The organism is Roseibium sp. MMSF_3544, from assembly GCF_030732845.1.
Lineage (GTDB): Bacteria > Pseudomonadota > Alphaproteobacteria > Rhizobiales > Stappiaceae > Roseibium.
The window spans coordinates 89,049-112,458 of the sequence record NZ_JASHKA010000015.1 but is presented as its reverse complement, the minus strand read 5'-3'; the positions used below and the strand labels follow the sequence as shown (position 1 = coordinate 112,458).

The 23,410-nt window shown below is 59.0% G+C and carries 20 protein-coding genes; 8 read left to right on the top strand and 12 right to left on the bottom strand.

Annotated features, from left to right (window positions below; all coding sequences use genetic code 11):
- Positions 1-61: 61 nt before the first annotated feature.
- Together RBB47_RS20630 and RBB47_RS20625 are read right to left on the bottom strand one after the other, a co-directional pair.
- A complete protein-coding gene (locus RBB47_RS20630) occupies positions 62-742 on the bottom strand; it encodes a DUF3306 domain-containing protein (protein ID WP_305987772.1) in 681 nt (226 codons plus the stop codon).
- Positions 739-1,308, bottom strand: a complete 570-nt coding sequence (locus RBB47_RS20625; protein ID WP_305987771.1) for a DUF3305 domain-containing protein — start codon at positions 1,306-1,308, stop codon at positions 739-741. The genes RBB47_RS20630 and RBB47_RS20625 overlap by 4 nt, the downstream gene beginning before the upstream one ends.
- A gap of 203 nt (positions 1,309-1,511) precedes the next feature.
- Between RBB47_RS20625 and RBB47_RS20620 the strand changes: the two genes are divergently transcribed.
- Positions 1,512-3,479, top strand: a complete 1,968-nt coding sequence (locus RBB47_RS20620) for a 4Fe-4S binding protein (RefSeq protein ID WP_305987770.1) — start codon at positions 1,512-1,514, stop codon at positions 3,477-3,479.
- Between the two features lie 16 nt (positions 3,480-3,495).
- On the opposite strand, the gene RBB47_RS20615 is transcribed toward RBB47_RS20620, so the two are convergent.
- Positions 3,496-4,260, bottom strand: a complete 765-nt coding sequence (locus RBB47_RS20615; protein WP_305987769.1) for a hypothetical protein — start codon at positions 4,258-4,260, stop codon at positions 3,496-3,498.
- A 92-nt stretch (positions 4,261-4,352) separates the two neighbouring features.
- Here RBB47_RS20615 and RBB47_RS20610 point away from each other — a divergent pair, with 92 nt between their 5' ends.
- The 5 genes from RBB47_RS20610 to RBB47_RS20590 all read left to right on the top strand — a co-directional run bounded on the left by RBB47_RS20610 (position 4,353) and on the right by RBB47_RS20590 (position 8,232).
- On the top strand, positions 4,353-4,541 hold the full coding sequence (locus RBB47_RS20610; RefSeq protein ID WP_305987768.1) for a DUF6494 family protein: 189 nt from the start codon (positions 4,353-4,355) through the stop codon (positions 4,539-4,541).
- Positions 4,522-5,640: an Mrp/NBP35 family ATP-binding protein gene (locus tag RBB47_RS20605; RefSeq protein ID WP_305987767.1), complete on the top strand. Its 1,119-nt coding sequence runs from the start codon at positions 4,522-4,524 to the stop codon at positions 5,638-5,640. The genes RBB47_RS20610 and RBB47_RS20605 overlap by 20 nt, the downstream gene beginning before the upstream one ends.
- The gene (locus RBB47_RS20600; RefSeq protein ID WP_305987766.1) at positions 5,637-6,338 is read left to right on the top strand and encodes a biotin/lipoate--protein ligase family protein; all 702 of its coding nucleotides are present in this window, start codon (positions 5,637-5,639) and stop codon (positions 6,336-6,338) included. The genes RBB47_RS20605 and RBB47_RS20600 overlap by 4 nt, the downstream gene beginning before the upstream one ends.
- A 4-nt stretch (positions 6,339-6,342) precedes the next feature.
- Entirely contained in the window at positions 6,343-6,819 is a 477-nt protein-coding gene (locus tag RBB47_RS20595; RefSeq protein ID WP_305987765.1) for a DUF6505 family protein, read from the top strand.
- A 210-nt stretch (positions 6,820-7,029) separates the two neighbouring features.
- A complete protein-coding gene (locus tag RBB47_RS20590) occupies positions 7,030-8,232 on the top strand; it encodes a multidrug effflux MFS transporter (RefSeq protein WP_305987764.1) in 1,203 nt (400 codons plus the stop codon).
- 32 nt (positions 8,233-8,264) lie between these two features.
- Here the strand turns inward: RBB47_RS20590 and RBB47_RS20585 are convergent, their stop codons facing one another.
- Positions 8,265-9,671 carry an RtcB family protein gene (locus RBB47_RS20585; protein ID WP_305987763.1) on the bottom strand — a complete coding sequence of 469 codons (1,407 nt, stop codon included), beginning with the start codon at positions 9,669-9,671 and terminating at the stop codon, positions 8,265-8,267.
- 887 nt (positions 9,672-10,558) lie between these two features.
- Entirely contained in the window at positions 10,559-12,133 is a 1,575-nt protein-coding gene (locus RBB47_RS20580; RefSeq protein ID WP_305987762.1) for an RNA-binding protein, read from the bottom strand.
- Positions 12,134-12,341: 208 nt separating this feature from the next.
- Here RBB47_RS20580 and rtcR point away from each other — a divergent pair, with 208 nt between their 5' ends.
- On the top strand, positions 12,342-13,928 hold the full coding sequence (gene rtcR, locus RBB47_RS20575; RefSeq protein ID WP_305987761.1) for an RNA repair transcriptional activator RtcR: 1,587 nt from the start codon (positions 12,342-12,344) through the stop codon (positions 13,926-13,928).
- A 191-nt stretch (positions 13,929-14,119) separates the two neighbouring features.
- The gene (locus tag RBB47_RS20570) at positions 14,120-14,632 is read left to right on the top strand and encodes a hypothetical protein (protein ID WP_305987760.1); all 513 of its coding nucleotides are present in this window, start codon (positions 14,120-14,122) and stop codon (positions 14,630-14,632) included.
- A gap of 373 nt (positions 14,633-15,005) precedes the next feature.
- On the opposite strand, the gene RBB47_RS20565 is transcribed toward RBB47_RS20570, so the two are convergent.
- The 7 genes from RBB47_RS20565 to RBB47_RS20535 form a co-directional block, all read right to left on the bottom strand.
- Entirely contained in the window at positions 15,006-16,169 is a 1,164-nt protein-coding gene (locus RBB47_RS20565) for an iron-containing alcohol dehydrogenase (RefSeq protein ID WP_305987759.1), read from the bottom strand.
- A 165-nt stretch (positions 16,170-16,334) separates the two neighbouring features.
- Positions 16,335-17,723, bottom strand: coding sequence for an aldehyde dehydrogenase family protein (locus RBB47_RS20560; protein WP_305987758.1), 1,389 nt, complete (start codon positions 17,721-17,723; stop codon positions 16,335-16,337).
- A gap of 194 nt (positions 17,724-17,917) precedes the next feature.
- A complete protein-coding gene (locus RBB47_RS20555) occupies positions 17,918-19,285 on the bottom strand; it encodes a glutamine synthetase family protein (RefSeq protein WP_305987757.1) in 1,368 nt (455 codons plus the stop codon).
- Between the two features lie 89 nt (positions 19,286-19,374).
- Positions 19,375-20,424 carry a TRAP transporter substrate-binding protein gene (locus RBB47_RS20550; RefSeq protein ID WP_305987756.1) on the bottom strand — a complete coding sequence of 350 codons (1,050 nt, stop codon included), beginning with the start codon at positions 20,422-20,424 and terminating at the stop codon, positions 19,375-19,377.
- 119 nt (positions 20,425-20,543) lie between these two features.
- Entirely contained in the window at positions 20,544-21,884 is a 1,341-nt protein-coding gene (locus tag RBB47_RS20545; RefSeq protein ID WP_305987755.1) for a TRAP transporter large permease subunit, read from the bottom strand.
- Positions 21,884-22,480 (bottom strand): TRAP transporter small permease subunit, encoded by a 597-nt coding sequence (locus RBB47_RS20540; RefSeq protein ID WP_305987754.1) that lies wholly within the window; start codon positions 22,478-22,480, stop codon positions 21,884-21,886. Before RBB47_RS20540 ends, RBB47_RS20545 begins: the two co-directional genes overlap by 1 nt.
- Positions 22,473-23,282, bottom strand: a complete 810-nt coding sequence (locus RBB47_RS20535; RefSeq protein WP_305987753.1) for an N-formylglutamate amidohydrolase — start codon at positions 23,280-23,282, stop codon at positions 22,473-22,475. Before RBB47_RS20535 ends, RBB47_RS20540 begins: the two co-directional genes overlap by 8 nt.
- Positions 23,283-23,410 lie beyond the last annotated feature (128 nt).

Genomic DNA, 23,410 nt, shown 5'->3' with positions numbered 1-23,410 from the left:
CTCCCTCAAGCGCGGAATCAGTTTCACTGTTTTACTGCGCCCCACATATTAGACTTTCGTACTATGAGTAGTCGAATCGAAGCCGTCTCCTGGTGACCTGAGTGTCGTATTCTACTTCAACCGAATCTGTTTCTTCTTGATTTGATGGGGCTTCGTGCTTTTTGTCAGGTTGCACGACATCGTCATCTTGCGTCAATTGCACAGGTGCTGATTTATTTTCAACTTTTGCATTGTGCGACGCAAAATCATCTTCCGAGACCGACATGTTCGTCTTTTCGGCCTGTGTGCCACCGGCGGCATCAAGCACCGTTTCGGCGCCGTCCGGTGCCGGGTCTTCCCCGTCGGCAAACTGCTCAAGCATTCCTTTGCCGATCTGATAGACGGTCTGAAGATTTTCAACGACGGTCGCCGCATCCGTGAAGTCGTCCGCGTAGTCGACCAGGCCATCCAGATTCGCCAGGACCGGGTTTATGCCCCACAGCCTTCGAAGTGCGCGCCTTCGCAGCCTTTCAGGCACGGCGGCGGACAGAAATTTCGAAAAATCGTCTTCCTGGGAAAGCGTATCCGGGTCGGGAAGCCCCAGTTCTTCGAGAATCTCCTCGTCAGACTTCTGTTCCAGCTCCGCCCGCATCTCGGCGTGCTCCAGGGCATCTTTTTCCGCGCGTTCGGCTTCTTCCGCCTTGCGCACAGCCGCCTTGCGCCTTGACCAGAAATCTCCGCCCGTTTCGTCAGGATCACTCATTGCAAGGTATCCTTGGGTTTACGGCCGGGGGCGCGGTAAACATCGCTGATCTGACGGATGCGGGCATCGCCGATGCCGTCTTCCTTTAGGTCGATTCGCTTCTTGTCGCGTTTGCGCTTGATGAAGATTTCGTCCTCGTGGTGCAATTCGACAAATTCCCGGATCCAGGCAATCAGGCCGGGGGGCATTGGAACCTTTTCGACCATGACATCGCTGGTATCGGCATAGTCCTGGCCTTCATAGGCGGACGCCGTCAGAAGCATCACGTCCATGGGGACGTCGCGTTCGGTTTCTTCAGCGGGACGCATGATCACATAGAGCGAAGGTACCTTGTCCGACAAAGCTGTCAGATAGGCCTCCGTGTCAGCCCGGTGAAGTTCCAGGTTCAAGGTCGCCGCGTGATACTCGACAGCGTCGCCTTCTTCACGCAGCACATTCCAGTCTGCCTGCTTGGCACCTGGAAGCAGCGACACTGGCCGCCAGCTCCACTTCTGCCACCTGGTCACGCCGGGCAGTCTTCGCACCACGACGCCGACAGGCATCGCCCGCATTCTTTCCTCTGTCACGGCGGATCATCCTCCCACACGTGGATAAATTTCCGCTTTTGCGGTTTTACATACATGCTGTAGCAAGTCAGATAAATTTCAAGCCCCGCGGAAGTCGAACTTGACCTGATGCAATATCCGCCCTTGTTATGGGGTTTGGGCATGCTCACCATCCGGCAGGGAGAGACCGGATTCGGCGGCCCGGGGAGAGGACGCCAATAAAAATGACAGACAGCAAGCTTCTGCTGTGTGATTGCCGGAAAAGCCAGGTGATCGACGCGGAACAGATCGGACAAGCAACCGGAATTTCCTGCTCAAAAATTCATACCGAACTCTGCCGTGCGGAAGCAGCGGTGGCGGAGGACGCCATTGGTGCCGGCAACGTGATGATTGCTTGTGGCCAGGAGCAGAGTTTCTTCGAGGAGATCGCTGCAGACCTGGAAGTTGAGGCCCCGCTGTTCGTCGACCTGCGTGACCGTGCGGGCTGGACGGACGACACCGGGACACTGACTCCAAAAATGGCTGCCCTTGTGGCAGACGCCATTTTGCCCACACCGGGTGAAAAGGTGGTCGATGTCGAATCAGGCGGGACCTGCATCATCTTGGGCGAACCAGACGATGCGCTCTCGGCCGCGGCCCTTCTTTGCGAAACGCTCAGCGTGACCGTTCTGCTTTCTGCCAACGCGGAATTGCCAATAGCAGATGACCGGCGGTTTGACATTGTCAGGGGAGCGATCAAGTCCGCTTCGGGTGCACTCGGACAATTCAAACTCGCATTCGATTCGCTTCAGGAACGTATTCCTGGAGGCCGTGGCGCCTTCAACTGGACAGAACCGCGCAGTGGCGGTCGCACGGAATGCGACATCGTTCTCGACCTGAGACGCGGTGTGCAACCGCTTTTTCCGGCACCGGAAAAGCGTGAAGGCTATCTTCGCGCCGATCCTGGAAACTCGGAAGCCCGCACAAAGGTCCTGCTGGAAGCTTCGCAACTGACCGGGACTTTTGAAAAGCCGATTTATGTGAAACTGAACGAGCAGCTGTGCGCGCACTCTCGCGCGCAAAAAAGCGGCTGCACGCGCTGCCTTGATCTGTGCCCGACGGGTGCCATCACGCCAAATGGCGATCATGTCTTAGTTGACGCGATGACCTGCGCGGGATGCGGCAGCTGCTCGGCCGTGTGCCCGTCCGGCGCCATTTCCTACGATGCTCCACCCGTCGATCATGTGTTCAAGCGCATCCACACGCTCGCCTCCACCTGGCGAAAGCTGAGTTCCGACGAGCCGCGCCTGCTGGTACATGATACCGGCTATGGTCTCGACTTGATCCGCCTGAGCGCGCGCTACGGCAAAGGCCTCCCGAGCAATGTTGTTCCGCTCGAGTCTCAGGCGCTTGCAGGTTTCGGACATGCGGAGATGCTCGGCGCCCTTGCCGCCGGTTTCAAATCCGTAGCGCTGCTGCTGTCGCCTGGTACGGAAAAGGACGGGCTCGCCTTCCAGGTGGAATTGGCGAACGCCATTGCCGGAAAAGACCTTGTGCAGCTTCTCGAACCGATGGACCCGGACCAGCTTGAAGCGGGTCTTGCCGAAGACCACGGAGGGGCGTTTGACCGTCAACCGATCCTGCCGATCGGCTCTCGCAGGCAGATCACACGATTGGCGGCAAAGACGCTCAACGATGCCGATGAACCCGTGTCACTTCCGGCGGGAGCCCCCTACGGTGCAGTTACTCTTGATCTGAACAGCTGCACGCTGTGCCTTTCCTGTGTGTCCCTCTGTCCTTCCGGCGCGTTGAAAGAAAACCCCGACATGCCGCAATTGCGGTTTCAGGAAGATGCCTGCCTTCAATGCGGGATCTGCACAACGATCTGCCCGGAAAGTGCATTGACACTGGATCCGCGGCTCAACCTTTCAGATGAAGCCCTGACGCCAATCGTCCTCAAGGAAGAAGAGCCTTTTCAATGCGTTGAGTGCGGCAAGCCGTTCGGCGTTCGCTCAATGGTCGAAAAAATGACCGAAAAACTCGCCGGAAAGCACGGCATGTTTCAGGACAACAAGGCGGCAAAGCTCATTCAGATGTGCGACGACTGCCGGGTCAATGCGGTCTACCACTCCGAGAACAATCCCTTCGCGATGGGGGAACGGCCGCGTGTGCGTACGACCGACGACTATATCAGCAAGCGGCGCGACCATTGAATAGACGCAACAACGATTACTGGTACTGGATCGGAGCCCCGAGATCCGCAGGTGGTATCCGGGAGACGAAGGCCAGAATGGCATCCAGCTCGTCGAGCGTGATTTCGACCGGTGCAATCGGTGACGGATGGCTGATGTCGAATGGTTCCGTTACACCCTCTACCTGGGTAAAGGACGGATGCGGACGGAGCGCAAAGAAAGCTTCGAAGCGCGCCCGCCAATCGGTGAAGCTGCGCATCACCGCGAAGGACGGAGACGAACCGATCGTCGTCAGCCGCGTCGCCTCGTTGACCATGTGGCACCGCCCACAATGGACAACAGCCAGTTTTTCGCCGGAAACAACGTCACCGGAAATCGCATCGGATATAGCTTCCTTCGGCTTTGCGACTGCCGCCGTGAAGAGCTGTGCACCCTCAGGTTTGAACGAGGCGATCGTGTTCTTGCCGACGTCACTGGTCAGCCAGTCTTCGAACCGCGCAACATGTTCGTTGCCGGCATCTGACACCGAAAAAAACCAGTCGCTGCCAATGCCGGAAAAGGCGGGCGCCCCACCGGGCGACGCACTGAAACCGGCTTCGGCGTCTGCGTCAGCCGAGACGATTTCGATCCGAACACCTGTCTTGAGCGAAAATCTGGGCAGCAGATGCTTCAGAAAACCGGATGCGACAAGCTCGTCCGGAGCACTCAGGCGAAACGATTTGGCGGCGGCTTTACCGGTAGGTGCAAGCCCGGCCGCAAACACCAGTCCGAACAGGACCACACAAAAAAAACGGCAGCACACGCGCTCCTCCTTCACGTTGCTGACAGACAGCGTAAGGTTAGGGGTCAAATCATCTTGCCGTCAATTCAAACACGGCTCACGGGGAGGATAAGATGAGCGACCAATTCAACATGTCCATGCGCAAATTCCTGAAACAGGTCGGCGTGACATCCCAGCAGGCCATTGAAGACGCAGTCAGAAATGCAGGTCCTTCGGATGGCAAAAAGTTCAAGATCAAGGCGGTCGTGACCATTGAAGAAATTGGTCTTGCGCATGAAGTGAATGGCGAAATCGAGGGGTAAGCAGCACGTGTCTCTGACGCGCGAAACCGTTCTGAACAGTCTGAAAACCGTCAAGGATCCCGCGACCGGCACGGACATCGTAGCCGCGGGCATGGTGCGTGCCCTTCAGCTCGGCGACGGCAAGGTCCGCTTCGTCATGGAGATCGATCCTGGCCGCATCAATGAAATGGAAGCTGTGAAGGCGGAGGCAGAACAGTGCCTGACTGCCCTCGACGGCTGCGAGAACGTACAGATCATTCTGACGGCACATTCCGAAACGGCTTCTGCTCCTGCGAAGCCAAGCGAACCCCAACCGATCAAGCCGCGTCCGGCTCCGCCGGGCACGTCCGGACCGCAAAAAGTCCCGGGGATTGATCGGATCGTGGCAGTTGCGTCGGGCAAGGGAGGCGTCGGCAAGTCCACCGTTGCCGCCAATCTCGCCTGCGCCCTTGCTGCTGAAGGCCGGCGGGTCGGGTTGCTCGACGCGGATGTCTACGGCCCGTCCCAACCCAAGATGCTGGGGATATCGGGCAGGCCGACATCGCCTGACGGGCAGATGATCCTGCCGCTGCGAAACCATGGCGTCACCATGATATCCATCGGGCTGATGACCTCCGGCGACCAGGCCGTCGTCTGGCGCGGTCCCATGCTTATGGGCGCACTCCAACAGATGATGAGCCAGGTGCAGTGGGGCGCACTGGATGTCTTGCTCGTCGACCTTCCCCCCGGGACCGGTGACGTTCAGATGACCCTGTCCCAGAAATTCATCGTCGACGGCGCGATCATTGTGTCGACACCGCAGGATGTCGCCCTTCTGGATGCACGCAAGGGCATCGACATGTTCAACCAGATGCAGGTTCCGCTCATCGGAATGATCGAGAACATGTCGACCCACATCTGCTCCAATTGCGGTCACGAGGAACACGTCTTCGGACATGGCGGTGTTGCCGCGGAAGCGGAGAAACTCGGTGTGCCGCTACTGGCCGAAATTCCGCTTCACCTCAACATCCGTCTTGCCGGTGACGGGGGAACACCCATCGCCATCAAGACGCCTGATGCTCCGGAGGCGAATGTGTTCTCAAAGCTCGCAAAAACGCTTGTGGCGGAGGGGCATGCATGAGCGATCTGCAGTTCCCGCCGCTGTTTCAGGGCGAGGCGCTCTCCGGGCAGGCCGATCCGTTCGGGCGTGCGCTCGCGCTCGCAGTTTCCGGAACGGACCCCGGGACCGTGGTTCACAATCTGTCCGGCGACGAATTGCGCGCGAGCATCATCTTCGCACCTGAAGTGCGCCTGGAAGAAGCGATGGCGATGCTCCCCGTCTGCGGTCTCGGCTTCCAGGCGGCCCTCGGCGCTCTGGCGCCACCTGAGGTGGCCGTTCATCTGGAATGGGACGGAACGATCCGCGTCAACGGAGCCGTCTGCGGCCGGATGCGCGTGAAAGCCTCGACCAGCGATCCGGACACGACACCCGACTGGCTCATCGTCGGCCTGGAACTCAACATGATAAGTTCGGACCCCAATCCCGGTGTCACAGCCGACCGGACCTGGCTGTCCGAGGAGGGCTGCGGCGAGATCACCCCTGAAGCGCTTCTTGAAGCCTGGGTGCGTCATAGTCTTTACTGGATCAATCGCTGGCTTGAAGATGGGCTCCGACCCGTCCATGCCGACTGGCGCGGACTTGTCCCGACACTCGGGGAACCGATCGAGATCGACGGACAATCCGGAACCTTTGTTGGTGTCGATGAGAATTTCGGAATGCTGCTCAGAACCGGAGAAGACACCGCCCTGATTCCGCTCTCAAGTCGACTGGAGACCTGACCTCATGAAACTCGCCCGCGCCGTTCACATGGATGACAGCGACCGCAACGTTTATTTCTCCCCGGCCCGCACCGGCGAATGGTGCCTGTCCGGCGGCTTCGAGTTTTCCAACTGGACCGACGCCGACCTCGTCGGCAAGGCACGGCAGGCCTTCGCCAACGGCTGGCTTGGCCTGGAGACCTTCGGCCGTGTCACGTTTGTCGCGGTCACCCCCATCGAAGAAACCGAATTCGCCAGCCTCGTCGACCGGCTCGCGCAACATTTCGTCGATGTCTATGGCGCCCCTTCCGTGGAGGCCGCGCGCGGTGTTGCGGAGGATGAGTTGCGCTACATGGCCGATCTTTGCTCCGAGCACGACGAGAACATGCTGCTGGCGGTCCAGCGTGAGCTGGCCGACGAAGGCGTGAAGGAAAGCTACAGCGCCATTGAGGCCCCCGCAGCCGAACTCGATCTTGTCGCGATGCATGGGGACATGGGTTAGCACCACGGCCCATCCTGTGTCGCACCCTTGCTCGACGCACCATGCCCCGTTAGTGTTGAGCTCAGGAGGCCAAGATGCCGTTTGAAATTCAAGTTGTCGTCGTGAGAAACAAGTGCATGGACCGCTAGCGGAAATCCATATCCGCTTGCCATGCGCCCCCGTCCAATCCCGGGGGCGTATTTTTTTGACAAAAGCTGTTCCGAGACATCCGTGACCCGCACACCGCCACAGCTCATCACACTCATCGTTCTGACAGCGTTTTCGCCGCTGACGCTGAACATGTTCCTGCCGTCCCTCGGCAACATCGCGCTTGATCTTCAAGCGGATTATGCGCTCGTGAGTGTCGCAATCGCCGGGTATCTCGCGGTGACCGCCGTCATACAACTGATCGCCGGCCCACTGTCCGACCGCTACGGGCGCCGCCCGGTCCTGCTGGTCGCCCTCGTGATTTTTTGCCTTTCCTCGCTGGTATGCGCGCTCGCAGAAAACATCTGGGTCTTTCTGGCGTTCCGCATGCTGCAGGGTGGCATCACCGCCGGTTACTCGCTGTCGCTGGCAATCGTCCGCGACACCAATTCGCCACAGAAGTCGGCCGGGGTGATTGGCTATATCAGCATGTGCATGGCTGTTGCCCCGATGCTGGGACCCGTCATCGGCGGACTTCTGGACACAGCCTTCGGCTGGCGCGCCAACTTCTATTTTTACGGCCTTTGCGGTGCCGCGCTGCTTGCCCTGGTGTGGTTCGATCTTGGAGAGACCAGGCCAGAACGTAACAAGGAGAAAGAGGCCAGACGTGGTTCGCTCTTCACCCTGATTGGCGATCCACGCTTTTGTGCCTATGCGCTGTGTTCTGCATTTTCTGTCGGTGGTTTTTACATTTTCCTCGCCGGCGCTCCGTTGGTGGCAACACAAACATTCGGTGTCACGCCAGCCGAACTCGGCATCCTCATCGGCACAATAACGGTCGGGTTCTCGGCAGGTGGCTTTCTGTCAGGCAAATTGGCCACGCGCGTATCGTTACCGACCCTGGTGCTGAGCGGCCGGATCGTTGCGACCACAGGTCTGGCCGCCGGACTGCTCGCCTTCTTGCTGGGTGCGATCACGCCGCTTGTTTTTTTCGGCAGCACCGTCTTTGTCGGTATCGGCAACGGTCTCACATTGCCGGGCAGCAACTCAAGTGCGATGTCCGTCCGGCCTGACCTCGCCGGAAGCGCTGCCGGGCTGGTTGCCGCCTTCAACCTTGCCTGTGGTTCGGTCCTGACAAGCCTGACCGGCTTTGCGATGGACTTCGGCAACAAGCCGGTGATTGTTCTGACGCTGATGTTCGTAACTGCTGCTTCCGGACTTTTGGCTGCGCTAGCTGCCTTGGGTTTGGAACGGAGTGGGCGCGTCAGTCCGTCTGATGCCGCATAACGCCCTCAAGGAATTGGATGAAGCAAGGCGGATTACCGCCTTGCCCCCTTCTTCTTTTTCCAGAACGGCTCGATATCACCGGCCATGATGCAGCCGAACGGATCGATATAGTCCTCGATCTCGGCCAGACCGTATTTCTTGATCTGGGCGACGACTGCGTCCGCCTTCTTGTAGCCGGACGGCAGTTCGGAGACATCGATCTTCTCCTCGAAGAACCGGATATCGAGGCCCTCGGTTTCTTCCTTGAGCATCGCTTCCGGCGTTTTTCCGAGCGAACGGCGCTTGTGCTCGGAACGCGAGAAGTTGCGTCCCGCACCATGCGGGGAGAACCCGAGCGCATGACCGGCGTCCTTGCCGCGCACGACCAGAACCGGTTCCGCCATGTTCAGCGGGATCAGGGTCAGACCAGTCGCGTCAGACGCATATCCGTCCCAGGCAGGCGTTGCCCCCTTGCCGTGGTAGAACAGACCATCGCGTTCAAACACGAAGTTATGCTCGTTCCAGAAACGGTCCGAGTGGCTCGCACCGCTCGCTTCGACGGTCGCCTGATGCAGCGCGTTGTGGTTGGCCTTGGTCCACTTGCGGATCAGCTGCAGAGCGTCCCAATAGGCTTTCCCTTCCTCGCTCTCGGACGGGATCCAGGCATTCTGCTTCAGCGTCTTCGGCGACAGTTTCCTGCGGTATTTTTCCGCAACATTCATGCCGATCTTGTAAAGCAGCGCGCCCGGTCCGCGCGATCCGTGATGGGTTACCATCGCGGTCTTGCCGGTTTTCCTGGAGACGCCGACAAACAGGAAATGGTTGCCGTCGCCCTGGGTTCCCAGATGTTCCTGCGCAGAACGCAGGATCTTCGGATTGTTCAGGAACCGGTTCTCGCGGAACTGGTCGTAAAGGCCCATGGACATGGTGAAACGCTTGCCGTTGGCACGCCCGCCGCCGCCGAAATGCGTCACCGAATGCGCCGCATCCAGAACCGCCTTCGGATCGGCATCCTCGAACTCGGTCATCATCACCGAGCAGCAGATATCGGCGCTGTGCATTCCCGGGTGGATCGCACCGCGCGCCGCCGCCACACCTCCGACCGGAATGGTCCCAAGCGGACCGGCCGGACAGGCATCCGGCATGATCGCCCCTGCCTCTACAGTCGGTGTGCGCATCAACTCGGTCATGTGATGCTTGACGGCCTTCAGGTTCGCCTCTTCGTCCTCGCCCTCCGCGTCCAGGTTGACGTGAAACGGCTTTGCTCCAGAGGCGGCCAGCGGCAGCACCGGGTCCGGCTTGTAGCTCTCCAGCATCTGACGCACGGCTTCCAGCGACGTGCCTTCATCCAATGCCGCCTGGCCGTCCCTGAGGGCCGCACCGAAGGCCTTTCCTTCTTCGTGACCCCACGCGGTCAGCATCGCGCTCGTCAGTGTCGTCGTTTCCGTTTCAATCGTCATCGTCTTCTTCCTTCATACTCGCCTGGCGGCAAACGGAGGCAGGACGTATTGCACTAAGCAACACTTCTGCCGGCATCCGCCAGGCTACGCGGGGCAAGGTCTGGCAAGATCTTCATTCCGCCACCGGATTGCTCCGGGCCAGACTTGAACTGGCACGGGAAGCGCCTTTCACGCCTCCCCTCCCGGCCGTGCCGGGAGGCGTCTACCTGTAATCCTGCCGGCATCCCCGATATCGCGGCTGAGCCGCATTCAGTTTACCGTTACAAAACCAGTTGCCGGTCAGGGCGACAAATGAGTGCAAAACGTTCCTGCTCTACCGATTGAGCTACGCTGCCTTAGGTGGTTGCAGCGGCGGGACTCGAACCCGCAACCTGGCGATTATGAGTCGATGTAGTTCTGCGGGCATTCGCCCTGACCGTATCTTTCGGGTGCGGCGGCAAGGAATGACAGGACACTCATGGTCAAGAATGTAGTCCTGCCGGCATCCGCCACGATTGATCGTCAATTCTTCTTCTCGTGTTTGCGCCGATCCGTGTCCGGCTGAAAAAGTCGGCCCGGTCAGGGCGACAAGGTGGGTGCAAAACACTCCTGCTCTATCCGTTGAGCTACGCTGCATCAGTTGGTTGCAGCGGCGGGATTCGAACCCGCAACCTGGCGATTCATAGTCGATGTAGTTCTGCAGGCATTCGCCCTGACCGGTTTAATTCCTTGCGGCGGCAAGTCTGTGATGAAATCCACCCCGTTGCCTTTCCTTGTTAGACGACATCGCGGTGTCGCGAAGGCGTGGCTCGACCCACGCATTCCCGGGGCTGACAGTGTAATTTCATCGGCATCCGCCAGATCTCTCTGCAAGTGCGGCGGGCAGTCACCCGCCGCGCGTTCAAGTCTCACTCAAGATCGATGGCATCGATCTCCCCGACCCACTGGTCGGCATTCATGGTGCCCCTGGCAAACGCCGCGACCTGGTCGAACACCGCATCGGAGAAGCCCCCGATGTTGAGGATATCCGGCCGCGACTTGGCCTGGGTTGAACCGTAAGGTGCGATATCGATGCACACCATCTTGGCATCCGGGTTACGCCTCTTCAGCGTTTCCCATTCACGCATCACGCCGGTCTGATGACCCGACTGGACCCCGGCCCAGGACTGGTTATCCGAAACCAGGATGACCAGATCCGGTGCACGGCGCTTGGCGTTCAGCCACGCCAGCGGTGCCGCACAGTTCGTTCCACCACCCCACTGCTCGGTGAGCTTTCGGGCATTGGTCATCACGGTGTCTCGCCCGGTCAGCTTGACCGGCCGCACCTTGACCTCGAACGGCAGGACCGTGGCCCCACGGTTTCGGCGCAGCACCGCCGCGGCGACCAGGGCCGCGACATCAACGCAGCGCGTTGCAGTCGTCGCACCCTTTCGATATCCGGTCACCGGCGAGACCATGGAACCGGAGACATCCGGACACACAACCACCTGGCCCTTCAGGGCCGGGACATTGGCGACCGAGATCTCCATGGCTTCATGCATCGCCTCGCGGATCTCCGCCGGCATGTCGTCCGATAGAGCCTGAAAACCCGTCAACAGCTGGTACGGGAAGGCACGCGCCTTCCTGATCCGCCTCGGATCCTTCAGGATATCCGCCACCAGACGCACAGCCGGCGTCTTTTCAAAGCGCGCACCTTCAAAGACGCCGTGGCGCAGGAAGGTGTTCAGGTTCATACGCACCATGTTCCAGGTTCCGCGTTCCGCCAGCTTCGTCCAGTCTTCCCTGGAAAGGGGCAGATGCGTCAGCATCTGGAACGGGACATCCGGCAACGCCTGGCCGTTCGGGTTCTCCTTGAACGCCACATAGGCACGGACCTGTTCCGGCAGCTTTTCAACGTCACACGGCTTTCCGATCAGCCAGGCGAACAGGGCATCTCGCTCTGCATCGCGCGGCTTCGGGTGCACCATCTTGATGACGTCCGCCAGCGACGGATCGTTGCCGATCGAGGCTTGCAGCAGCTGGTATTCCGTTGCCGCGTTCAGCCAACCGCGAACGAGCGCCTTCGGCCGTGTTCCGAGCGATTTACGTCCCGTCTGTCCGGAGCGCATGATCTGCACGAAGTTACGCAGCATCCTGCCGTCGGTGACCACATGCGGAAACGCCTTGGCGAACAGAACCGCATCACGCGATGCCAGAACCGCCAGCAACAGAGCCGGCAAATCCTTCATCCTGCCCTTCTGACGCGCATAGACTGCCGTCTTTGCCAGGAACGCATCCGGAACCATATCGGCCGCTTTCAGAACCGCCTCCAGTTCAAGCTCGGCTGACTGGTAGAACGTGTTGCCGATGGACCCGGTCGCCGCCAGCTGAGCCAGCTTGTGACGGTCCTCGTAGGTATAGGCCTTGCCACCCGCCAGGTTCCTGGCGTCGGCTTTGCCGGAAAACCGTCCACGCTGGGATGCAAACAGAGTTTTGTTCGCCATTTTCACTCTCCACAAATCCGCGCCCTTGAAGGCGTTGGGGTTGATGTCTGTGTTGAGACGGAGAATGCCTGCGCCGACCGGACCGCAAAACAAAAAACTGAATTCGGAATAAGTATATGTAAAATAATGGATTTTCGTGATATTGACATTTCTGTCAGAAAAATATCTTATATGTAGATATAGCAGATTATAATTTTGGATACATAGTTTGAAAAAGAACGTCGTCATCGGCTTTCTCGGCACCCAACTTGACGCCGGCAAGAAGCGTCGGTGGCGACCCTCGATTGCCGTGACCCAGCATGGCCGCTTTCCGGTTCACCGTCTGGAACTGCTTTACGACAGAGCCCATCATCGTCTGGCTCAGAACGTGAAACGCGAGATCGAGGACGCCAGCCCTGCGACCGAGGTGCTGCTGCAACAGGTTGATCTGCGCGATCCGTGGGACTTTCAGGAAGTCTATGGCGCCCTGTTCGACTTCGCGCGCGACTACGGGTTCGACGAGGATCGCGAGGACTATTTCGTCCATCTGACGACAGGGACGCACGTCGCCCAGATCTGCTGGTTCCTGCTGACCGAGTCCCGCCACGTTCCGGCCAAGCTCGTACAAACCTCGCCGCCACGCGGTGAGGACGGCGATCTCAACGGCCAGTACAACATTGTCGATCTCGACCTTTCCCGCTACGACGCCCTTCAGCAACGCTTCGATCTCGTTGCAGAAGAGTACAACGCACTTCTGAAGGCAGGCATAGAAACGCGGAACACAGCCTTCAACGGACTGATCGAGCGGATCGAGCTGGTCGCCACCAACACCGACGCCCCTCTCCTGCTGCTTGGAGATACGGGGACGGGAAAGAGCGAGCTGGCCGAACGCATCTACGAGCTGAAGCTTCAGCGGCGCAGGGTCAAGGGCCGACTGGTTCACGTGAATTGTGCGACCCTTAAAGGCGAGCGCGCCATGTCCAGCCTTTTCGGTCATCGACGGGGGTCGATGGGCACCGGGAGCCCGGACCGACGCGGATTGCTGCGCGAAGCCGATGGCGGCGTGCTGTTCCTGGACGAGATCAACGAACTCGGGCTCGACGAGCAGGCGATGATCCTGCACGCCGTCGAGACCGGCCGCTTCCTGCCGGTCGGCTCCGATCACGAGATCACCAGCCGCTTCCAGCTGATCGCAGGCACCAACCGCAACCTCGGGCAGCTCGTCTCGGAAGGACGGTTCCGGCCGGACCTTTATGCAAGACTAAATCTCTGGACGTTCCGGTTGCCGTCGCTCACCGAACGGCGCGAGGATATTGAACCCAATATCGAGTTTGAACTCGACAGGTCCGAAAAACTCCTCGGCAACCGGGTCGGCTTCAACGCGGACGCGCGCACCCGCTACCTGGATTTTGCCGTGTCTCCGGCGACGCCATGGCCCGGCAACTTCCGCGACCTTGGCGCATCGGTGCAGCGCCTGTGCACGCTGGCTCCGCGCGGACGCATCACCCTTTCCCTTGTGCAGCAGGAAGTCGAGGCGCTTGAGCGCCAGTGGACCAGCGCCGAAACCAACCCTGATGATGTTCTGCTGCAGGATCTCCTTGGCGACGGGGTTACGGAGATCGACGCCTTCGACAAGGTACAGCTGGCCTACGTGATCCGTATTTGCCGCAAGAGCCCCTCCTTGAGTGCGGCAGGCAGGACGCTGTTCGCGGCCTCACGCGCAACAAGGACAAGCCGAAACGACGCCGACCGGCTCAAGAAATACCTCGACCGGTTCAGCTTGAACTGGGCCGCCGTCACCGCGGAAGATAGCTAGTCATCTTTCCTATCCCCTCGCCGCTGCAACGCCCGCGAAGCTCATAACGGCGACATCGCGTCCGCGTGAAAACGCGCGAGCTGACGCTGAAATAAACGTCAGAACGAGGAACACCCAGTTGAATGCAAGTTACCGGCGGCCTTCCTAAATCAAGGGCGCAACAGGAATTCTAATCTGGAAGGCTAATCAACATGACCGTACTCACATCTGAACATCGCGAGGTCAGGGCGCTGCCCGCGATCAACTTCAACACGCTCGGGCTGATGTTCATCACGGGTTTCTTCGCCACGGTAGCATTCGACCTCTGGGGCCAGGTGATCAGCCCCGCGCTCGGATTTGCCAAACTGTCCCCGCATGGTCTGGCCCAAAGCCTGCTCGGCAGCCTCGGACTTCCCAACAATGCATTCGCAGGTTACTTCGTGCACTTCTATGTCGTCGGACTGATCGGCTATCCGATTGGTTGGATGTTCATCTTCGCACCGCTCTGGCAACGCGTTGTCGGCGACACCCACTGGTTTATCCCGTCCGCAATCTACGGCTTCGGTCTCTGGGTTTTCGCCATCGGTGGCATCACGTCCCTCGCCGGCCTGCCGTTCTTCCTGAACTTCACCGGCATCGTCTGGGTTGCCCTTGTTGGTCACGTCCTCTACGGGATCGTCATGGTCGCCATGCTGAAACTGGTCGAACGCCAGCAGCACACCTGAATAACAAGAAGAAGACGTCTAACTATAAGGGCGGCCAACGCCCATCTGAAAAGAACGCGCCACTTAGTGGCGCGCTTTTTCTTTTTGAGCCCTCAAAACCGCCATACCGGACGAAGCACAGCGGAGCCCCATGCAAGCCTCATCCTGAGGAGCTGCGCGAGCAGCGTCTCGAAGGATGGACACCTTGCTCCGAACTATGAGGCCTTTCCTTCGAGACGGACCTTACAGTCCTCCTCAGGATGAGGTTCTGTTTTTTTCAGACCCGAAGTTGGATCCATTTTCAACGTGGCCGGTCGGACAAAGCTCATAACCGTGATCCCGGAAGGAGCGCAACGGAAATACGGGATCAGAGAGCTGGCGCAATTTCAGCGACTCAAACCGTTCCGCTCTGCGCCTTGTCGAAAATCTCAAGGGCGCCGCCCTTGGTAAGCTCAACCGGGTTGCCACCGGCTGTCGGGTCCACGATGGCCATCTCCGCGATCAGCTCGCGTTTGCTGTCGTCCACGTTGAGACCGGAAAGCGTATGCGGGACGTCGAGGTCGTCGCGCAGCTTCAAAACGGCATCGAGCACGCCCTGATAACCTCCCGAGATGCCGAGGAAACCGGCAAGACGTTCGAATTTCTGTTCGATCGCTGACCGGTTGAACTGCATCACGTAAGGCATGAAAACCGCGTTGGTCATGCCGTGGTGCGTATCGTAGAGGGCACCGACGGGATGGGACAGGGAGTGTATCGCACCAAGGCCCTTCTGGAAGGCGACAGCGCCCATGGCCGCCGCGCTCATCAGGTGCCCGCGCGCTTCCAGATCAGACCCGTCGGCGGCAACCTTCGGCAGGTTCTCGAACACCAGCCGCATGCCTTCCAGAGCAATGCCCTCGGACATCGGGTGATACATCGGTGCCGAGTAGGCCTCCAGGCAATGAGCAAGTGCATCCATGCCTGTACCCACTGTGATGAAACGCGGCATGCCGACGGTCAGTTCCGGATCGCAGATCACGATTTCCGGCAGCATCTTCGGGTGGAAGATAACCTTCTTCGTGTGGGTTTCCTCGTTTGTGACGACCCCTGCACGGCCGACTTCAGATCCGGTACCCGCCGTGGTCGGCACGGCAACGATGGGCGCGATACCGCTCGCATCAGCGCGGGTCCACCAGTCGCCGATATCTTCAAAGTCCCAGATCGGGCGTGTCTGGCCGGACATGAAGGCGATCAGCTTGCCGGCATCAAGACCGGACCCGCCGCCAAAGGCGATGACACCGTCATGCCCACCCGCCTTGAACGCAGCAACCCCTGCGGAAATGTTGCTGTCGACCGGGTTCGGTTTGACGTCTGAAAAGACCGCCGCAGACAGGCCTGCCGATTCGAGGCTCGCGATCGCGTCCGCGACCATCGGAAGACTGGCAAGGCCCGGGTCGGTCACCAGCAAGGGATTGGACATGCCGGCCGCCTTGACCGCATCAGGAAGTTCCTTGATGCGGCCGACACCGAAACGGACGGAGGTCGGATAGGACCAGTTGACGGATGGAAGTGAGCTCATGGGTGTCTCGTGTTTGCGAATTGAAAGAGTTTATCGAACCGAATTCTTGGGCGGTTGCGCAGGACAGTTTTCCAATGCACCGATTTGTCACCCCGCCGTCCACTTCGTTTCAGCCGGAGTGACAATCCTGAACTTCTGAAAGAAGCCTGCTCCGTGTCTCCTGCCTCAATGCTCGACGCGGAAGTGGAAAGACTTCGGCCGGGTGAGGTTGTGGAAGCCGATCTCCGAAAGTGCCGCGCCCTTGCCCGTCTCCTTGACACCGGTCCAGACAAGGGCCGGATCGAGATAGTCGCAACGGTTCATGAAGACCGTCCCGGTTTCAATCCGGTCACCGATCTCAGCGGCTGCTTCGACATCCTCGGTCCAGATCGACGCGGTCAGGCCATAGGGGCTGTCATTCATGAACTGCAATGCTTCTTCATCGTCCTTGACCTTCATGATGCCGACCACCGGTCCGAAACTCTCCTCACGCATCACCGACATCTGGTGGTTGACGTTGGTCAGCACCTGTGGCGCGAGATAGGGTGTCCCGTCCTTGTTCTCGGTAAAGGCCGTCATGTCGATATGGGCCTTTGCGCCCTTGCGCAGAGCCTCATCCGTCTGCTCGCGCACCCAGGCGGCAAAGCGTGCCTGGGCCATCGGGCCGAGCGTTGTGGTTTCGTCCAGCGGATTACCGAGCCGATACATCTTGGTCAGGTCGACAAATCCGTCGACAAACCTGTCGAACTGGCTTTCATGGACATAGACGCGCTCGATGCCACAGCAGCACTGCCCGGCATTGTAGAACGCTCCGTCGACCAGATTGTCGATTGCGTAATCGAGATCGGCATCCGCGCGGACATAGGCCGGATCCTTGCCACCGAGCTCCAGTCCGAGCGTCGCAAATGTTCCGGCAAGCGCCTTTTCAATGGCGCGCCCGCCCCCGACGGAACCGGTGAAATTAACGTGGTCGATCAGCCCGGACCCCAGCAGTTTTTCAGTCCCTGCATGGGTCAGAACGATGTTCTGGAAAACACCTTTGGGAAGCCCCGCACTCTCGAAAGCCTGTGCCAGGCGCTCGCCGACAAGCAATGTCTGCGCGGCGTGCTTCAGAACGATCACATTACCGGCCATCAGCGCCGGCATGATCGTGTTGATTGCCGTCATGAACGGATAATTCCAGGGCGCGATCACCATGACGATGCCGAGCGGCACACGACGCAGGTACCGCTTGAAACCGGACTTGTCGGTGCGTTCGATGTCGGCGAGCGCTTCTTCGGCGATCTTGGCGCAATATTCGGTGCGCTCGATCGTGCCTCCGAGTTCGCCGCCGAAGCGCACCGGTCGGCCCATCTGCCAGGCAAGCTCCGGAACGACCTCGTCGTTCATCGCCTTCAACGCTTCGAGCGCCTTTTCGCAATAGGCGACGCGCTCTGCAATCGGCGTCGCCGCCCAAGCGGCCTGAGCGCTTTTCGCCGCTGACACGACCTTGTCGACACCCGCCTCATCCAGAGCGGGGCGTTCGACATAAACCGACCCGTCAACGGGGGAGATCAGCTTGATCACATCTGACATTTTTGCCTCACTACATCCTCTTTGCGAGGTTTCTTTGGTTAGAGTGGTTGCCAAGCCAAGCCCTCATCCTGAGGAGGACCGCAAGGTCCGTCTCGAAGGATGGACCACTTGCACGGAACTTGCCGCCCATCCTTCGAGACAGCGCTGCGCGCTTCCTCAGGATGAGGGGATAACCAAGGCAACCTTCATTTTCATCACGCCCGCTCAAATCCGCGGGCGACTTCATAGTCGGTGACGGCGCGGTCGAAATCCTCAATCTCCCATTCCGCCGCGCGGGCATAGTGGTCGATCACCACGTCGGAAAAGGCTTCGCGCAGGAATTTCGACTTGCGCAAGGTCTCGCGTGCATCACGCAAGGTGTGCGGAATCTCCTTAGCCTTCCTGTTCTCGTAAACATCGCCGGTTGTCGGCGGGTCGAGCGGCAGCTTTTCCTCAAGCCCCTTGACCCCTGCGGCAATCAGCGCTGCAAGCGCAAGATAAGGATTGAGGTCCGAGCCACCGATACGGCATTCCACGCGGAGCGCCTTGGTGCCTTCACCGCAAAGGCGGAAACCGGCCGTGCGGTTATCGACGGACCAGACGGTTTTGGTCGGAGCAAAGGTGCCCTTCTGGAACCGTTTGTAGCTGTTGATATAGGGCGCCAGGAAATAGGTGTATTCAGGCGCATACTTGATCATGCCGGCAAGATAGTGCCGCATCGTGTCCGACATGCCGTAGTCGCCGTTCGCATCGCAAAAGACATTGTTGCCGTCTTTGTCGAACAAGGAGTGATGCACGTGCGAGGAAGAGCCGACTTTGTCGCTGCGCCACTTGGAAAGGAACGAAACCGCCCGCCCTTTCGCCCAGGCAATCTCCTTGACCGCGTGTTTGGCAATGGTGTGGTACTCGGCCGTATCAAGCGCGGGTGCGTATTTGATGTTGAGTTCTTCCTGGCCGGTCTCCGCCTCGCCCTTGGTGTTCTCGACCGGGATGCCTGCACCATAAAGCCCGTTGCGCACGGGGCGCAGAACGTCCTCTTCCTTGGTGGTCTGCAGGATATGGTAGTCTTCGTTGTAACCGGAGATCGGCTCAAGATCGCGGAAGCCTTCCTTCCGGATCTCATCGAAACTCTTTTCGAACAGGAAAAATTCCAGCTCGGTTGCCATGATCGGCGTCAGACCCATTTCAGCCAGGCGCGCGACCTGGGCCTTCAGCATGGCCCGTGGTGAATGGGGAACGTCCTTGTGGGTGTGGTGATCCTGCACATCGCACAGGATCATCGCGGTGCCTTCAAGCCACGGAACCTTCCGTATGCTGGAAAGATCCGGCTTCATGACATAGTCGCCATAACCGCCCGACCAGCTTGTCGCAGCGTAACCCTCGACCGTGTACATTTCCAGGTCCGTTGCCAGCAGGTAGTTGCAGCAATGGGTCTCGTCATAGGCGGTGTCGACGAAATGCTGGGCATGGAACCGCTTGCCCATCAGCCGCCCCTGCATGTCAACGATACAGGCGAGCACCGTGTCGATCTCGCCGGACGCGACGAGCGTTTTGAGTGCATCAAAGGTCAGGTTGCCGGGCATGTTCTTGGTCCGCTCGTTCGTGGAGTTGGTTTCGCTGCCGATGGAACGAGCTCCGAAGACAGAAACTCCGGAGCTCGATTGTCGTTATGTCAACCGAAGTTGTAAGGAGGTCCTGCCTGATTGATGACAGAGTTGTATTCCTCGAAGATCGAGATGATCTTGGCCTGCAACTCGCCTTCCGCAGCAATCTCTTTCCAGAAATCCTTCGCTGCGTTTTCAACTTCGGCCCATTCGGCGGCCGGAACAGTGCGAAGCTGCAGCTTGTCACCGGTCGCGCGCAGCCGTGCCTCACCACCCCAGTACCACTGGTTCCGGTATGTGTGACCGGCTTCGGTTGCGGCCAGAACAAGCTGTTGAAGATGCGGCGGCAGATCTGCCCAGCGTTGCTGGTTGACAAACCACGAGCCGATCCAGGCGCCGGAGATGTTGTTGGTCAGGAAGTAGTCGGTGACGTCAGCCCAGCCAACCGTATAGTCCTCAGTGATACCGGACCAGGCCATGCCGTCGAGCTCACCGGTCTGGACTGCCACTTCGGCATCCTCGTAAGGGATCGACACCGGCACCACACCGAACTTGGACAGGAAGCGGCCAGCCGTCGGGAAGGTGTAAAGCTTCAGGCCTTCAAGGTCGGCAACCGACTTGATTTCCTTCTTGGTGTTGAAGTTGCACGGATCCTGGCCTGCGGCAGAAATCCAGGCGACGCCAACCTTCTCGTATTCGGACCGCCAGATGTCGGCGAGGCCATATTGATTGAACAGCACCGGCACATCGAGGATGTGCTTCGTTGCAAACGGGAAGTATCCGCCGAACTGGCGCAAGGGCGTCGGTGATGCCATGGAGTCATCGTCGGAATGCACCGCGTCGATTGTGCCGCGCTGCAGCGCCTGGAAGAGCTCACCCGTTGGCACGATCTGATCGGCGTAGAACAGCTCGATCTGCAGTTCGCCATTCGACGCATTGTTGACGTAGTCCACCATCGGCTTGGTGACGTGCTCACCAAGTGCACCACCGGCGTAAGTCTGCAAGCGCCATTTGATGGGCTCCTGTGCAAGCACAGCAGGTGCCGCCAGGGTTGTCGCGCCTGCAGCTGCGGCAGTGCCCAACCCGGCCTTCTTCAGAAAATCACGTCTATTTGTCATCGTAAGTTCCCCTATTTTCAGTGTACGGTCCGTGCGGCTTGACCGTCTCAAGGGTCTTCTTGCCGCTGTTCATAGTCCGTTTCCTCCAGACCTTATTGTTTTTGTTCAACGCCGAGCGGCTACTTGCCATAGATCAGGTTTGGCAGCCAAAGGGCGATTTCCGGAAAAATCATGATGATGACGAGCGCCAGAATCATCACAAGAACGAATGGCGTGATCGAGCCATAGATGTCGCGCATGCTGATGTTCTTTGGCGCCATCGCACGCATCAGGAAAAGGTTGTAGCCAAAGGGTGGCGTCATATAGGCGATCTGGGTGGTGATCGTATAAAGCACCCCGTACCAGATAAGGATGTCGCCACGCGGCATGCCCAGATCCAGCGTCGCGACCAGCGGGACGTAGAGCGGCGCCACAATCACCAGCATGGCCGTATCGTCCAGAAAGGTGCCCATCACCAGGAACGAAAGCTGCATCAGGATCAGGATCATCCACGGCGACAGGCCGAGCTGTTCGGTGAACAGGCTTTCAATCGCCTTCACGGCGCCGAGACCGTCGAAAACCGCGCCAAATCCGAGGGCCGCCAGGATGATCCACATGAACATGCAGGAAATCCCGAGCGTGTTCTTCAGGCACAAAATCAGGATATCGAAGGTCATCCGTCTTCTGAGGATAGACGCGACGAGCGCCGTCAGGGCACCGATCGCCGAGCTTTCCACCAGGCTCGTCCAGCCGTTGACGAACGGCACCATCATCATTGCGAAGATGATGAGCGGCAACAGGCCTGCCAGCAAAAGGCGGTATTTCTCGGCGCTTGAGACGTTTCGCTCATCCTTGTCGAGCGCAGGTCCGAGCTCGGGTTGGATACGGCACCGGATCGCAATATAGATAACGAACATCGCCGCCATCATCAGGCCCGGCACGGCGCCGGCCAGCCAGAGCTGACCAACGGGCGCCCGCGCGATCATCGCGTAGAGCACAAGCACGACCGAGGGCGGCACGAGAATCCCGAGCGACGACCCCGCCTGGATGACCCCCGTCACCATGCGCTTGTCATAGTTTCGTTTGAGAAGTTCCGGCAAGGCGATCGTCGCGCCGATCGCCATTCCGGCAACCGAAAGGCCGTTCATTGCCGAAATCAGCACCATCAAGAGGATCGTGCCGATGGCAAGTCCCCCGTTGATCGGACCCATCCACACATGGAACATCTTGTAGAGGTCGTCGGCGATCTTGGTTTCCGACAGAACATAGCCCATGAAGATGAACATGGGCAGGGTCAGCAGCGGGTACCATTTCATCAGCTTCATGGCAGCGGAGAAGGGAATATCACCGCCACCGGTTCCCCACAGCAAGATTGCCGCGATGGACGCTATGCCGCCGATGGCACCGAAGACGCGCTGCCCCGTGAGGAGCATCAGCATCATCGACGAGAACATGAGAAGAGCGATCATCTCATAGGACATCAGATCGTCTCTCCCTTGATCCGGGCGATATCTTTGAGGAATTCGGCAAACACCTGGAGCAGCATCAGGAAGAACCCGATGATCATGATCAGCTTGACGGGCCAGATATAGGGGCGCCATGCGGTCGGGCTTCGCTCCACAAAGCCCATAACTTCATTTGCTGCCGCCGGCCCGCCGGTCACAAAGGCGAGGAAGAGGTCCTTGTAGAAGGTGAAAGGCTGCTGCGTGAAGTGCCCCAGCGAATAGGCAAAGGAATTCAAGGCCCCATAGAGTAGGACACCCAGATAAAACAGCAGCAGGAGAACCGTAAAGGCGTCAAACCACGCCTTCTTCTTCACGCTCCAATCGGCGTAGAAGAGATCCATGCGCACGTTCGAACCGAGCTGGATCGAATAGGGACCGCCCAAAACGTAGTAGGCCACCATCGCAAACTGGGCGAGCTCCAGCGTCCAGAGCGACGGGTTGAAGAACGTCTTGGAAATGGACGACCAAAGCAATATGCCCGCCATCACGAACAGGCCCCACATCACGACCTTGCCGAGGCGGCGGTTAAAGCTGTCCACGGCACGGACGTAAATTCGCGCGGCCTTAAGCATCGGCACCTCCGGTCTTGGCCGCGCGCCCGGTCGGAACGGTTTCGGTCACCGCACTTGCCAGGAGCGGCGCCAGAAGATCAGCCCAGTGGGCTTCTTCTTCCTCCGTGGTTATTTCGTTGTTGCGGATTTCCACCATGAGGCATGGCAACTGCTGTTCCTCGCCATGCCTGCGGATGGTGTAATAGACGCCGTCGGAGGGCGCGTAAGGTTCGTTGTCACCGACGGTCAGGTCGCCGCGCTCCTGCAATTTTGCGATTATCGGATCGGCCAGCCTCCGGTCCCTGTCCGAGATCAGACCGATTTCCCATGGCCGGCTCTCACCTTTGTAGACAGGTGTGTAGGAGTGGATCGAAACGACCGCTGTTGGCAGCCCCCGCTCCTGCCGCTCTCCGATGACCTTGTCGATGGCCTTGTGAAAGGGCCGGTGCACAAGGTCAAGGCGGAAGGACCGTTCAGTCTCCGGCAGATCCCTGTTGCCCGCGATTTCCGTCGTTTCGCTGAGGCTCGGGATCAGGTCGATCCGGTCTTCCTCGCGATTGCAGTCGATGATCAGGCGCGAAATCGTGGCGAAAACCAACGGAGAATCGAGCCGCTCCGACAATCCTTTCGCCACTCCGAGCGCACCTGGATCCCAGGAAATATGCGCTGATTTTTCGGTTTCCGATACACCAAGCGAATGGTCGTAGGGCGGCGGAAAGTAATTGGAAGCATGGTCGCAGACGAACACAAAGGCGCCTGCCCCATCGGCATTTTCAACCGCGACGGCCCGAGCCAATTCGCCGTTTTGCGGGCTAGCTCCCATTCCCCGATCCCCTTGAAATCCCGAATTGCCAGCTTGTAATGTTTATTACAGGATTGCCGATGAAAATAAATTCTGTAATATTTGATACGCAGTTTGAAGCCGCTGTCAAATGAAAATAAGCCTTCGGG